The sequence below is a fragment of the Streptomyces sp. NBC_01257 genome (assembly GCF_035917255.1).
Lineage (GTDB): Bacteria > Actinomycetota > Actinomycetes > Streptomycetales > Streptomycetaceae > Streptomyces.
This window is the reverse complement of the sequence record NZ_CP108472.1, coordinates 7,701,456-7,714,418: the sequence shown is the minus strand read 5'-3', so window position 1 is coordinate 7,714,418 and position 12,963 is coordinate 7,701,456. Positions and strand designations below refer to the sequence as shown.

The following is a 12,963-nucleotide window of genomic DNA, read 5'->3' as shown; positions in this document are numbered from 1 at the left end:
CGCGTACTCCCGCACCACCGCCATCGTGTCCACATAGCAAGATACGGATCTCACCATTCGGCATTCAGGCGTACGGTGGCCCTACCGATCAGCGCTTTCCCGGTGCGCGTTCCAAGAGTTCCGAGAGCCCTGAGAGCCGACTGTTCCGAGAGTTCCGAGAGAGGATGCACGGTCATGCCGAAGGAGACCGCCGTCTACACCCACGGCCACCACGAGTCGGTGCTGCGCTCGCACCGCTGGCGTACCGCCGCCAATTCCGCGGCCTACCTCATCGGTGAACTCCGCCCGGACATGGCCGTGCTGGATGTGGGCTGCGGACCCGGCACCATCACCGCGGACCTGGCCGCGCTGGTCGCCCCCGGCCGGGTGACGGCCGTCGACACCACCCGGGAGATCCTGGACAAGGCGGCCGCGGAGGCCGCCGAACGGGGTCTGGACAACGTCGAGTTCGCCGTCGCCGACGTCCACGCCCTGGACTTCCCGGACGACTCGTTCGACGTCGTCCACGCCCACCAGGTGCTCCAGCACGTAGGAGACCCGGTGCAGGCGCTGCGCGAGATGCGGCGGGTCTGCCGGCCCGGTGGCCTCGTCGCGGCCCGCGACAGCGACTACGCGGCGATGAGCTGGTTCCCGGAGTCCCCCGAGATGACCGCCTGGCAGGAGCTGTACCGACGGGTGGCACGGGCCAACGGCGGGGAGCCGGACGCGGGACGCCGACTGCTCTCCTGGGCGCGCGAGGCGGGCTTCACCGACATCACGCCGACGGCCGCCTCCTGGTGTTTCGCCACCCCGGAGAGCCGGGACTGGTGGAGCGGCCTGTGGGCGGACCGTACCGTCGGCTCGGCCTATGCCGCACGCGCGGTCGACGGCGGCCATGCGACGCAGGAGCAGCTGACCGCGCTCGCGGAGGCCTGGCGCACCTGGGGTGCGCAGGACGACGGCTGGTTCATGGTCCCGCACGGCGAGGTCCTCTGCCGGGCCTGAGGCCCGTCCGGGGACCACCGCCCCGGGTGCCGGCCGCGCGCCGCGTCCGGGGCGGCCCGCTCCCCTCCGCCGAATCGATCACACACCGCTGACCGGCCAACTACCCTGTTCGGCATGGAAATCCTGGGAACCACGCTGCGTATCTGCGTCGACGACCTGGAGGCCGCGGTGGCCTTCTACGAGGACCTGACGGCGAGTTCGGCGCAGCGCTTCGAGCGCGGCGGGGTCTCCGTCGCCGCCGTCAGCTGCTTTCTGCTGATGAGCGGTCCCGAGTCCGAGCTGGAGATCCTGCGCAAGGTGACCGCGACGATCGCCGTGAAGGACGTCGACGAGGCCCACGCCTCACTGACCCGGGTCGGCGCCCACGTCATCGCGGGCCCCGTCCCGACTCCGGTCGGCCGCAACCTGATCGCGGTGCACCCGGACGGCTCGGTCTTCGAGTACGTCGACCGCAACCGCGCCGCCGGCTGAGGGGCTGTCCCGCAATTCCTGGCGGGACAGCCCCTCAGGGCCGGGAGAGGCCCAGGCTCCTCACTCCCGCGGCCGCATCCGGTAGTTGTACGCGTCCGGCAGCGGCTCGTCGGTGAGTTCGGCCCACACCTCGTCCAGGATCTCGGCGCCCTCGCGGAGGTCGGCGACCTCGAGTCCCGCGTCGAACAGGGCGCGGGCCGCCACCCGGTCCCCCTCCGCGATCAGGAGGCGTGCCTCCAGGAGGCGGAAGCGGCCCCGGAGGCGCAGCTCCGGCAGCAGGCCGTCCCAGACCGTGCGCGCCTCGGCGGTGCGGCCCGCCGTCAGCTGTGCCTCGATCGCCTCCCGGCCGAGGGCGGCCGTGGCGGCGGACCAGCTCTCGCCGTCGTCGCGGCGCTCCGCGCACAGGTCGTCGAACGCCTCCGCGTAGTGATCGGCCGCGCGGTCCTGCTGGCCGCTCTCCTGGGCCGCGACGGCGAGGCAGCGCAGCAGCGGCCAGCGCGACGGGGCGAGCGCGAGACCGCGCTCCCAGCTGCGGACCGCCTGCGCCCGGTCGTCGGAGTGCCACTGGGCGACGCCGAGGTGGTATTCGGTGAGCGGTTCGGCGGATGCCGTCTCCAGCATGTCGCGCCAGTGCGGGGAGACGAGGGTGGGCCCGGGCGGAGCGACGCGGCGGGGTTCGGGGAACGAGCCCTGTTCCAGCAGTTCCAGCCAGGGGGCCTGCTGTTCGCCGAGCGTGGACTCCGCGAACGGGGTGCCGGGCAGCTTGTACCCGGCGCGCCGCACCTCGAGGGCGCCCCAGCCCGAACCGGTGGCGAGGACCTCGCCCGGTTCCGTGTCGGCACAGCGCCGCCAGGCCCGGTACGCGGCGTCCACGTCGGCACGCGGGAGCACCGCCGCGAGCCGCTGCTCCGTCTCGGCGCGGGCTGCCGCCCAGTCGTCGCCGTGCACGGTCGCGGGGTCCGCGGCCAGCGGCCCGTACGACTCCAGCCAGCTGAACTCGCCGCCCGGCTCCAGCGGTACGTGTTCCAGCTGGGTGCGGGCGAGGCCTGCCTGGATCTCCGCGTAGCCGGCCGTGCCGGGCTCGGTGAGCCACTCCTGCCAGCGGCGGCCGCCGGGCCCGCTGCCCCAGAGGAACAGCTTGCGGCCCCGGAGCAGATCGGTGGAGGTCTGGACGAGCCCGTGGCCGCCTTCGTCGAGCGAGGCGATCCAGCGGCGGGCGCCGTCGGGCACCTCGTAGAAGTAGTCGGCGGGGAAGTCGCCGCGCAGCGGGTACGTACGGTCGACTCCGCCGGACTCGGGGACCGGGACCCGGGTCAGCGTCCGTTCGTAGCCGAAGTGCCAGGCCTCGTCGGCCGGTGCCAGCACCCGGGTGCGCTCGCCCTCCGGGACGGCGATGTTGGACCACCAGTAGACGGGGGCGGGGTGCTCGTGCGGGTTGCGTATCCGCACGCCGACGTGGAGGAAGTCGGAGTCCTCGGGCAGCCACAGGTCGACCTGGAACGGCAGGTCGCGCAGCCGCTCCCACTCCCAGAGCCGGACCATCTCGCCGCCGTCGGGCGCCGGGACGCGGGCGGCGTGCACCGGGGCGCAGGACAGGGTGGTGTGGCCGGTCGCGCCGATGTTCCACTCGATGCCGCCGGAGAACCAGGCGCCGTTGAGTGCGAAGTCGGCGGGCTGGAGCACGGGGTTGGCGTAGACGAGGTCGCGGCCGGTCGGCTTGTGGAAGAGGGAGTGGACGCGTCCGCCGAGTCCGGGCAGGACGGTGGCGCGCAGCCGGTCGTTCTCGATGACGATCGCGTCGAGGTCGGTCGGGGTGCGCTCGCGTCCGTAGCCGTCGAGGATGCGCACGGGAAGGACGGTGGCGAGCGGTTCGTGCCCGATCTGCCGGGCCATGTCACGGGGCAGGGCCGCCCGGTCGCGGTCGTCGACGACATGCATCTCGTCCAGCGGCCGCAGCGCGGGCAGCGGATTCTCCGGCCCCGGCGCCGCCGCGGGCAGGGTCAGGACGGTACGTCGTACGGTGGTGGCCAAGGCAACCTCGCTCCCTCACGCGGGCCGCCGCAGGTCCGGGCGCCCCCCGATGACCATGGAACACGCTCGACGCCGCGCGGACCAGGGGATCAGCCATCAGACTTCGGCAAAGCCGCCCGTCGCCGCGCCGCCCGATATTCCGTTTCCGCCCCGCCCCCGGCGCCGTAGGCTCCCCGGGCAGGCGTTGTGCGGTACACGAAACGGAACGGGCGGGACACGATGAGCACGCAGCACACCTACCGAGTGATCGTGCGCGGCACGTGGGAGGGGCTGACGGACGAGGCGCGCGAGCGGCTGCTGGCCGAGGTCGAGCAGCACGGGCTGGCCGCGATGCAGTTCAGCGAGGAGGGTTCGCTGACCTACGACCGGGTGCTCAAGCACTTCAGCTTCCGCTACGTGGTCGTGTCGGACGCGCAGGACGGTGACGAGATGGCGGCCGCGATCGCCGAGGACCGCGCGCAGACGGCGCTGCGGAAGGCCGGTTACGGCCACGGCGAGCTGCGGTCGACGGCGACGGACATGGACACGATGAAGATCAATTACAAGGGGCGGCGGGGGCCGGGGACGTTGTGACGGCGGGCCGGCTACGGCACCTCTGACCAGGAGACTCTCTACTTTCAGCTCTGTCACGGGCTTACCGGTTTGCACGACGGATCGTCCCGGGAAGTCCCTCTGACAGAGCTGAAAGTCCCGGGCTCAGTCCGCTTCAGGGGCCCGCTCACGACGGAGGCAAGGCAGGCTCGGACCTCGCCAGTCCGGCGGGCCGTCAACGTGCTGCCGCGCATCGGGACGGGGACCGGGCAGCTTCAAGAATGGGTACAGCGCCATGGACGCTCTGCCTGCTGCGCCAGATCTCGCGTGCGAGCCAGGACTATGGACAGAGTGCCATCTGTCACTTGTCCGCTGATGGGTGCCACTTGGCCGAGGAAGCTGGGCAGGATGCCAGCCCCAGTGAGTCTGAGGTTCCGCCCCATCACGTGGTTGTTGTTCTCAGTGCGGTGAGACAGCCGGCTGCGGATATGCAGGCGAGGGCGATGAACAGGTGGGGGTACCCGCCTAGATGATCAATCCCAAGGGGTTCCTGCGGAAATGAGAACGAGGGCGTCCAGATGCGCGAGGTCCGGCGTGGTGCGGGCACGCGGGGCGGCGGTTCGGGCGTCCAGCGCGGCCAGGGCGGTCCGGTGCAGCGCCTCCAGTTCGGCGCCCGGCCGCACGCCCAGTTCTTCGGCGAGCGCCTCACGACAGGCGTGGTACTGCCGGATGGCCTGGCGTGGCCGGCCCATCGCGCACCAGGTCCGCACCAGCAGCAGGTGCAGTCTCTCGTCGGCGGGGGAACGGTCCAGCGCCTCGCGCAGCACACCCACCGCGTCCTTGGTTCGGCCGTCGGCCAGCAGACGCTCCGCCAGCCGCCGTACGAGCTCTTCGCACAACGCCTCGACACGGCGGCGGCGTTCCCGTGCCCAGTCCGCGCAACGGTCCTCGGGCAGCAGCTCCCGGCCCAGCGAGGCCAGCGCCGCGCCGAGCGCGTCGGCGTCGCCCGACGCTGGCGGACTCCTCCGCCTCGTCGACATCGACGCGTACCCGGCCCACCGTGAGGAAGAGCATCTCGCCCTCCGCCGCCACGTAGGACGACGGGGTGCGGGGCGCGGGTTCCGGCTCCAGGGCGTGGCGCGCTGCGTGCAGCGTGACCCGCAGGTTCCGTAGCGCCGACTCCATCGGGACGCCCGGCCACAGCTGCTCCATCACCACTTCGCAATGGTGCCGCTGTCCCGGCGCCACGGCGAGCAGCTTCACCAACCTCTGCGCGGTGCTGCGCCGCCAGCGCGGGGGATCTGCACGCCGTCGTCACGAACCGCCCCGAACCCCCGATGAGGTGCCGGGTCAACAGCGGAACACAGGGGGTCTCGGCCGGGGCTGGCATGGCGCACACCTTAGAGATGATCAACCACCCTTGCGGCGGTGTTGTCGCGCCCGGTGATCCCGTTCGTTCCTCCGCCGGGATCACCGGGCGCGCCGCTCCTCCGCGAGCGGTCAGGCGATGTCGATGATGGTGCGCAGCGCCTCGCCGGTGTGCATCTGGCGGATCGCCTCGTTGATGTCCGTCAGCGGGACGTGGTGGGTGATCATCGACTCCAGGTCGATGCGGCCCGCGCGCCACAGGTCGATGATCGTGGCGTAGGTGCGGCGGATGTCGGCGCCGCCGTAGAACGAGGGCAGGATCGCCTTCTCGTTGAGGACCAGCTCGGCCATGCTGATGTCGCTCATGTCGGTGCGCGAACCGGCGCCGACGAGGCAGACGGTGCCGCCGAGGCGGGTGGCGTCGTAGGCGGCGCGCAGGGTGACGGCCTTGCCGACGGCCTCGAAGGCGTAGTCGACGCCGAAGCCGCCCGTGAGGTTCTTGACGGTCTCGGCCAGGTCCTCGGGGGCCACGGCGTCGGTCGCACCGAACTTCAGCGCCATCTCACGGCGGTTCCCGGTGGGGTCGACGGCGATGATACGGGCCGCACCGGCGACCTTGGCGCCCTGCAGGATGCTGATGCCGACGCCGCCGAGGCCGATCACGACGACCGACGAACCGGGCTTGACCTTCGCGGTGTTGAGGGCCGCGCCGATGCCGGTGGTGACTCCGCAGCCGATGAGGGCGGCGATGTCGTACGGGACGTCGTCGGGGATCGGGATTGCCGCGTAGGCCGCGATGACCGTCTCCTCGGCGAAGGTACCGGCACCGAGCATGCCGGGGACGATCGTCTCGCCGTCCTTGAAGTTGGGGTTGGCGAGGTTACGGTAGCCGCTGCGGCACATATGGCCCTCCCCCAGCTTGCAGGAGGGGCACTTGTCGCAGGGAGGCATCCAGCAGACGATGACGCGGTCACCGGGCTTGACGTGGGTGACGCCCTCGCCGACCTCGATCACCTCGCCCGCACCCTCGTGGCCGGGGACGAACGGCGCCGGGTGTGTGAGCACACCGCTCATGCCGGAGAGGTCGGAGTGGCAGAGGCCGGCCTTGTGCATCTTGACGCGGACCCGGCCTGGGCCGAAGGAGACGGTCTCGACGTCCCTCACGTCCAGGGTCGCGTCACCGGTCTTGTGCAGTACTGCTGCGTGCATCACGTTCTCCTGTGAAGTGGTGAGGGTCAGGACTTGGCCGGAGCCGGAAGGTTGACGGTCTGGTACTCGAAGTAGCCGGAGAGGCCCTCGGGGCCGAACTCCCGGCCGATCCCGGAGTGCTTGAAACCGCCGAAGGGTGCGGCCAGGTCGAGGCGGAAGCCGTTGACGGTGATCGTGCCGGTGCGGACCTTGCGGGCGACCTCCGTGGCGCGCTCGGTGTCGGCGCCGAACACGGCTCCGGAAAGGCCGAAGTCCGAGTCGTTGGCGAGGGCGACGGCCTCGTCCTCGGTCTCGTACCGGATCAGGCAGACGACGGGACCGAAGATCTCCTCGCGGGCGATCCGCATGTCGTTGGTGACTTCGCCGAACAGGGTGGGCTCGACGTACCAGCCGGTGGTCAGGCCCTCGGGGACACCGCCGCCGGTGAGGAGCTTGGCGCCCTCCTCCTGGCCGATCCGGATGTAGTCGAGGTTGCGCTGCTGCTGGTTCCTGGTGACCATCGGGCCGACCACGGTCTTCGGGTCGCTGGGGTCGCCGATGGTGAGCGAGGCGAAGGCACCGGTGAGTGCGGCGGCCACCTCGTCGTAGCGGGAGGCCGCGACCAGCACACGGGTCAGCGCGACGCACGCCTGGCCGCTGTTGGCGGCGCAGGTGCCGCCGACGATCGCGGGGACGGCCACCGACAGGTCCGCGTCGTCGAGGACGATCGCGGCGGACTTGCCGCCCAGCTCCAGGGAGACGCGGGTGAGGTTCTGCGAGGCGGCGGCCATGATCGCCTTGCCCGCACCGACCGACCCGGTGAAGGCGACCTTGTCGATGCCGGGGTGCGCGGCCAGGTAGGAGCTGGTCTCGCGGTCGGCGGGCAGGACGCTCAGCACTCCCTCGGGGAGGCCGGCTTCAGCGCACAGGTCCGCGAGCCACAGGGCGTCGAGCGGGGTCTCCGGGGACGGCTTGAGGATGACCGTGCAGCCGGCGAGCAGCGCGGGGGCGAGCTTGCCCGCGATGGTGAGCTGGGGGACGTTCCACGGGGTGATCGTGGCGACGACGCCGACCGGCTCGCGGCGCACGAGGACCGGACCGCCGGTGCCCTGGCGCTCGTCCTCCACGGCGAACCGGGCGGCGGCCGCCAGCGACGCGGCGAAGGCTCCGACGGCGGACAGGGCCTGGCCGCGCACCGAGAACAGCATCGGCGAACCGTTCTGCAGGGTGACCAGCTCGGCCAGCTCCTGGTGGCGCGCGGCGATGGCGCCCTTGATACGGGTGACGACCTCGATACGCTCCGCGAGCGTCATCCGGGGCCACGGGCCGTGGTCGAAGGCCTCACGGGCCGCGGCGACCGCTCGGTCCACGTCCTCGGGGGTCGCGTGCGGCACCCGTCCGACGACCTGCTCGGTCACCGGCGACACCACCTCGATGGTGTCCTGGCCGGCGGGCTCGGCCCACCGGCCGCCGATGTAGAGGGAGCGGTGTTCCAGGATGTCGGTCATGTGCGGGGTCCTCGCAGTCGTTGCACAGGAAGGGCGATACCGGACGGCGGTCGGCCACATGATCGAGAAATCCATCTAAGTGAACCACGACTACTCCACAGGCAGGATTCACCCCAGTGAAGTCCGGCTTCTTCGCGCAATAAGTTAATTCAGACTAACAGGCATGTCTAGGGCGATCTCAGCCCGCGTAGACATGGAACCCACGCCCCGCCTTCCGCCCCACGGCACCCGCCGCCACCATTCGCCGCAGCAGCGGCGGCGGGGCGTACAGCGGCTCCTTGAACTCCTCGTACATCGATTCGGCGATCGACAGCGCCGTGTCCAGGCCGATGAGGTCGAGCAGCCGGAGCGGTCCCATCGGATGGGCGCAGCCGAGCACCATGCCGGCGTCGATGTCCTCGGCCGAGGCCACCCCGGATTCCAGCATCCGCACGGCGGAGACGAGGTAGGGAACGAGTAGCGCGTTGACCACGAAGCCCGCGCGATCCTTGGCGCGGATCACCGTCTTGCCGAGCCTCAGCTCGGCGAAGGCCGTCACCTCGTCGGTGACCTCGTCCGCGGTCAACTGGGTGGGAATGACCTCGACCAGCCGCTGCACCGGCACCGGGTTGAAGAAGTGGACACCGACGACGTTCTGCGGCCGCGCCGTGACGGCGGCCAGGTCGATGATCGGGATCGACGAGGTGTTGGAGGCGATGACCGCCTCACTGTCGGCGAGCACCCGGTCGAGCTGCTCGAACACGGACATCTTGGCGTCTGGACGCTCGGCGACCGCCTCGATCACCAGATCGCGGTCGGCGAAGTCGGCGAGGTCGGAGGTAAAGGCCAGCCTCCGGAGCGTCGCCTCGCGCTCTTCCTCGGTGAGCTTGCCACCGCGCATCCCGCGGTCCATCGAGTCGATCAGCCGGGACCGGCCGGCGGCCAGTGCCTGAGCGTCCCGCTCGGCGACCAGTACGTCGAGGCCGGCGCGTGCGCAGACCTGGGCTATCCCGGAGCCCATGAGGCCGCAGCCCACGACTCCGACTCGACTGAATTCACGCATCCTTCGGATGTCCTCTCTCACTGTTTCCGGCACCACCGCGCACGTTCACCGGTGGCCCGCGCTTCTCACACCCCGACCACTACGAAGACGAGCTCACCGGCGGAGTTCGGGTCGGTCCCGGCCGCCGGGCGCACCCGGGTCCCCTCGCGCACCAGGTGCGGCGGGGCGCCGACGACCCGGCAGCGGAGCGTGAAGCCCTCCGGGAACCGGGCGACCGGCTCACTGCGCAGCGCCCTTCGGTAACGCCTCACCACAGTCGACCGGACCACGACACCCCTGGCCGTCTCCCGAGCAGCAGCCTCCGGAAGGAGGCCGTAGCGCACCACCGGCAGCGCCGGTAGACGAGTTCCGCCGCTACGAGCTCCATGCCCCCTCGCTCACCGTCGTCGATCGTCGCTACTGGCAAGCGTTGCATCACTCACGGCGCGATGACGTCCAATGTTTCCAGGGAAGTTAGCACGCTGGACCTAGACTCTGAGGTTATCGAGGATTAACTTATGAGAATCCGGCAGGTGTGCCGGACGTGCCAGGAAGGATGGGCAGACCGTGCGTCGCAGCGTGTTCACCGAAGACCATGAGGCTTTCCGGACGACCGTCCGGTCGTTCATCGCCGAAGAGGTCGTCCCCCACTACGCGGACTGGGAGCGGCAGGGCCACGTGCCCCGCGAGCTCTACCGCAAGCTCGGCGCCCTGGGCGTCCTGGGCATCAATGTGCCCGAGGAGTACGGCGGGGCCGGCGTCACCGACTTCACGTACCAGGCGGTGCTCCGGGAGGAGTGCGGCCGGGCGGGCGTCGGGTTCGGGGCCGAATCCGTGCACACCTGCCTGGTTCTGCCCTACCTCCTGGAGTTCGGCAGCGAGGAGCAGAAGAAGCGCTGGCTGCCCGGCTTCCTGTCCGGCGAGATCATGACGGCGATCGCCATGACCGAGCCCGGCACCGGCTCCGACCTGGCGGGCATCGCCACCCGTGCCCGGCTCTCCGCGGACGGCACCCACTACGTCCTGGACGGCGCCAAGACCTTCATCACCGGCGGCGCCCAGGCCGATCTCGTCCTGGTCGTCTGCCGGACCGCCCCGTACGACCTCACCGACCGGCGCGGCGGGCTCTCGATCCTGTGCGTGGACACGATCTCCGAGGGCTTCGCGGTGGGCCGCAAGCTCGACAAGATCGGCCTGCGCGCGCAGGACACAGCCGAGCTGTCCTTCACGGGCGTCCGGGTCCCTGTCGAGAACCTGCTCGGCGAGGAGGGCGCTGCCTTCCGGTACCTCACTCACAATCTCGCGGTGGAGCGCCTCGGCGCGGCAATCAACGCCTACGCCAACGCGGCCGGGGCGATCGGCTTCGCGACCGACTACGTGCGCGAGCGCGAGGTCTTCGGCAAGCCCGTCGCCGCGTTCCAGAACACCAAGTTCGTCCTCGCCGAGTGCGCCACGGAGGTTACCGCCGCGCAGGCGCTGGTCGACCGTGCCCTCACGGAACACGCGGCAGGCGAACTGACGGCCGCCGACGCCGCCCGGGCGAAGCTCTTCTGCACCGAGGTCGCGGGCCGCGTCATCGACAAGTGCCTCCAGCTGCACGGCGGTTACGGCTACATGCTGGAGTACCCCATCGCCCGCCTCTACGCGGACACCCGGGTGAACCGGATCTATGCCGGGACCAGCGAGGTCATGAAGACGATCATCGCCAAGGACCTCGGGCTCTGAGCCCGCCCCCTTCTCCCCTCACCCCACTTCCCTCCAGGAGGACCCATGCGTGACGCAGTGATCGTCGATGCCGTCCGGACCGCCGTGGGAAAGCGCGGCGGCGCGCTCTCACAGCTGCACTCCGCTTCGCTCTCCGCCCATGTGCTCAAGGCGCTGGCCGAGCGCACCAGCCTCGACCCGGCCCTCGTCGACGACGTGATCTGGGGCTGCGCCTCCGCGGTCGGCATGCAGGCCGGATGCATCGGCCGCGCCGCCGTCCTGGCCGCCGGCTGGCCGGAGTCCGTACCCGGCCTCACCGTCGACCGGCAGTGCGGCTCCTCGCAGCAGGCCGTGCACCAGGCCGCGGCCGGGGTCATCTCCGGACAGTACGACGTCGCCGTCACCGGCGGTGTGGAGATCATGAGCCGGCTGCCGCTCGGCACCACCCGCGGCGACGGCAGCTTCGGCGAGCCCTTCGGCCCGGACGTATTCGCCCGCTACGACGGCATCCGCTTCAACCAGGGCACGGGCGCCCAGTTGATCGCCGACGAGTACGGCCTCACCCGGACCGAGATGGACCAGCACGGCCTGGACTCTCACGCGCGGGCCGCGAAGGCCATCGACGAGGGCCGGTTCAGGGACCAGATCGCCCCGATCACCGTCACCGGCGAGGACGGCACCACCCGGGTCTTCGACACCGACGAGGGCGTCCGCCGCGGGTCCACCATCGAGAAGCTCGCCGGACTCAAACCGGCCTTCACGGAGGCCGGGACGATCACCGCGGGCAACGCCTCGCAGATCTCCGACGGCACCGCCGCGCTGCTCGTCACCACCAGCGAGTTCGCCGCGTCCCAGGGGTGGGCGCCGATCGCCCGGATCCACACCGCCGTGGTCACCGGCACGGACCCGGTCACCATGCTCAAGGGCCCGATCCCGGCGACTGCCAAGGCACTCAGGAAGGCCGGCCTGTCGATCGGGGACATAGGCGCCTTCGAGATCAACGAGGCGTTCGCCTCGGTCACCCTCGCCTGGCTCCGCGAGACCGGCGCGGACTGCACCCGGATGAACCCGCTCGGTGGTGCGATGGCCCTCGGCCACCCGATCGGCGGCTCCGGCGCGCGCCTGATGACCACTCTGGTCCACCACATGCGCGACCAGGGCATCCGCTACGGCCTGCAGTCCATGTGCGAGGGCGGCGGCATGGCCAACGCCACCGTCCTCGAACTCCTGTAAGGACGAACCCCGATGCCCCTTCCGCCCCACACCGAGACGCCGCCACGCGGGGACTCGGGCCACGGCAAGGACTTCGTCACGCTCCTGGACGTGGAGCGGCTGGAGCGCGACCTGTTCCGCGGCTGGTGTCATGACGGCGTGCCCGCGCGCGCCTACGGCGGCCAGGTGGCGGCCCAGGCACTCGCGGCCGCTGCGCTGACCGTGCCCGAGGACCGGACCGCGCATTCGCTGCACGGCCACTTCCTGCGACCGGGCGACACCGCGCGCCCGCTCGTCTACTCCGTGGAGCGGGTCCGGGACGGCTCCTCCTACCTCTCCCGCCGCGTCACCGCCGTCCAGGGCGGCGAGCCCGTCTTCACCCTCACCGCGTCGTTCAAGCGGCCGGAGACGTCCCACGACCGTCAGCCCACGATGCCGCCGGCCCCCGAACCCCTCGCCCTGCCCGACATGTACGAGACCTGGGTGAGGAACAATCCCGCGGATTTCGCGCGTGCGGAGTTCTGCAACGGACTCGACATGCGTTACGTTCCCGGGCCTCCTGAGCCGACGACGCCCGGCCTGACGGAGCAGAAGCTCTGGATCCGGGTGAGCGAGCGGCTGCCCGACGACCCGGGGCTGCACGCCTGCGCCCTGGCGTACGCCTCGGATCTCTTCCTCGCTCCGGCCGCGGCACTGTCCCTCCAGCCTCCCCGGATGCTCAGCGACCGGCCGTCGTCGGTCTTCCTCACCTCGCTCGACCACTCGGTCTGGTACCACCGGCCGTTCCGCGCCGACGAATGGATGCTGTTCGCCCAGCGCAGCCCGACCTTGGTTGACGGCCGCGGCCTCTCCTTCGCGGACGTCTGGACCCTCGACGGCACCCTCATCGCCCATGTGGTGCAGGAGACCGTGGTGCGCCCCGCGCGGGCGCGCCGCTGATCTCCC

11 protein-coding genes and 1 pseudogene are annotated in these 12,963 nt (G+C 71.0%); 6 read left to right on the top strand and 6 right to left on the bottom strand.

Translation table 11 applies throughout. From position 1 onward, the window contains the following. The first annotated feature begins 174 nt into the window (after nt 1-174). Together OG408_RS33710 and OG408_RS33705 are read left to right on the top strand one after the other, a co-directional pair. Nucleotides 175-984, top strand: coding sequence for a class I SAM-dependent methyltransferase (locus OG408_RS33710; protein WP_266785118.1), 810 nt, complete (start codon nt 175-177; stop codon nt 982-984). A 114-nt stretch (nt 985-1,098) separates the two neighbouring features. Further along, on the top strand, nt 1,099-1,455 hold the full coding sequence (locus tag OG408_RS33705; RefSeq protein ID WP_266785116.1) for a VOC family protein: 357 nt from the start codon (nt 1,099-1,101) through the stop codon (nt 1,453-1,455). Nucleotides 1,456-1,515: 60 nt separating this feature from the next. On the opposite strand, the gene OG408_RS33700 is transcribed toward OG408_RS33705, so the two are convergent. Further along, a complete protein-coding gene (locus OG408_RS33700; protein WP_326673561.1) occupies nt 1,516-3,486 on the bottom strand; it encodes a DUF5107 domain-containing protein in 1,971 nt (656 codons plus the stop codon). A 219-nt stretch (nt 3,487-3,705) separates the two neighbouring features. Between OG408_RS33700 and OG408_RS33695 the strand changes: the two genes are divergently transcribed. Then, entirely contained in the window at nt 3,706-4,059 is a 354-nt protein-coding gene (locus OG408_RS33695) for a DUF6204 family protein (protein ID WP_285565064.1), read from the top strand. A 491-nt stretch (nt 4,060-4,550) separates the two neighbouring features. On the opposite strand, the gene OG408_RS33690 is transcribed toward OG408_RS33695, so the two are convergent. From OG408_RS33690 to OG408_RS33670, 5 genes and pseudogenes are all read right to left on the bottom strand, one after another. Beyond that, nucleotides 4,551-5,057, bottom strand: a complete 507-nt coding sequence (locus tag OG408_RS33690; protein WP_285565065.1) for an AfsR/SARP family transcriptional regulator — start codon at nt 5,055-5,057, stop codon at nt 4,551-4,553. A 460-nt stretch (nt 5,058-5,517) separates the two neighbouring features. Continuing rightward, nucleotides 5,518-6,594 carry a zinc-binding dehydrogenase gene (locus OG408_RS33685; RefSeq protein ID WP_266785110.1) on the bottom strand — a complete coding sequence of 359 codons (1,077 nt, stop codon included), beginning with the start codon at nt 6,592-6,594 and terminating at the stop codon, nt 5,518-5,520. Nucleotides 6,595-6,620: 26 nt separating this feature from the next. Further along, complete coding sequence (locus OG408_RS33680) at nt 6,621-8,081, bottom strand: aldehyde dehydrogenase (protein WP_326673560.1); 1,461 nt, start codon at nt 8,079-8,081, stop codon at nt 6,621-6,623. Nucleotides 8,082-8,259: 178 nt separating this feature from the next. Further along, the gene (locus tag OG408_RS33675) at nt 8,260-9,123 is read right to left on the bottom strand and encodes a 3-hydroxybutyryl-CoA dehydrogenase (protein ID WP_326673559.1); all 864 of its coding nucleotides are present in this window, start codon (nt 9,121-9,123) and stop codon (nt 8,260-8,262) included. Between the two features lie 65 nt (nt 9,124-9,188). Then, nucleotides 9,189-9,490, bottom strand: a pseudogene (locus OG408_RS33670) (hypothetical protein). Between the two features lie 179 nt (nt 9,491-9,669). Here OG408_RS33670 and OG408_RS33665 point away from each other — a divergent pair. From OG408_RS33665 to OG408_RS33655, 3 genes are read left to right on the top strand one after another with little or no spacing between them, the layout of a single operon-like run. Further along, on the top strand, nt 9,670-10,827 hold the full coding sequence (locus tag OG408_RS33665) for an acyl-CoA dehydrogenase family protein (protein ID WP_326673558.1): 1,158 nt from the start codon (nt 9,670-9,672) through the stop codon (nt 10,825-10,827). Between the two features lie 45 nt (nt 10,828-10,872). Continuing rightward, the gene (locus OG408_RS33660; RefSeq protein ID WP_326673557.1) at nt 10,873-12,039 is read left to right on the top strand and encodes a thiolase family protein; all 1,167 of its coding nucleotides are present in this window, start codon (nt 10,873-10,875) and stop codon (nt 12,037-12,039) included. Between the two features lie 12 nt (nt 12,040-12,051). After that, nucleotides 12,052-12,957 (top strand): acyl-CoA thioesterase, encoded by a 906-nt coding sequence (locus tag OG408_RS33655; RefSeq protein WP_326673556.1) that lies wholly within the window; start codon nt 12,052-12,054, stop codon nt 12,955-12,957. Nucleotides 12,958-12,963 lie beyond the last annotated feature (6 nt).

What these genes read in the sequence shown, in the direction of transcription:
- OG408_RS33685 (WP_266785110.1), bottom strand. Translation starts at nt 6,594, where the DNA reads ATGCACGCAGCAGTACTGCACAAGACCGGTGACGCGACCCTGGACGTG.
- OG408_RS33675 (WP_326673559.1), bottom strand. Translation starts at nt 9,123, where the DNA reads ATGCGTGAATTCAGTCGAGTCGGAGTCGTGGGCTGCGGCCTCATGGGC.
- OG408_RS33680 (WP_326673560.1), bottom strand. Translation starts at nt 8,081, where the DNA reads ATGACCGACATCCTGGAACACCGCTCCCTCTACATCGGCGGCCGGTGG.
- OG408_RS33710 (WP_266785118.1), top strand. Translation starts at nt 175, where the DNA reads ATGCCGAAGGAGACCGCCGTCTACACCCACGGCCACCACGAGTCGGTG.
- OG408_RS33690 (WP_285565065.1), bottom strand. Translation starts at nt 5,057, where the DNA reads ATGTCGACGAGGCGGAGGAGTCCGCCAGCGTCGGGCGACGCCGACGCG.
- OG408_RS33660 (WP_326673557.1), top strand. Translation starts at nt 10,873, where the DNA reads ATGCGTGACGCAGTGATCGTCGATGCCGTCCGGACCGCCGTGGGAAAG.
- OG408_RS33695 (WP_285565064.1), top strand. Translation starts at nt 3,706, where the DNA reads ATGAGCACGCAGCACACCTACCGAGTGATCGTGCGCGGCACGTGGGAG.
- OG408_RS33705 (WP_266785116.1), top strand. Translation starts at nt 1,099, where the DNA reads ATGGAAATCCTGGGAACCACGCTGCGTATCTGCGTCGACGACCTGGAG.
- OG408_RS33655 (WP_326673556.1), top strand. Translation starts at nt 12,052, where the DNA reads ATGCCCCTTCCGCCCCACACCGAGACGCCGCCACGCGGGGACTCGGGC.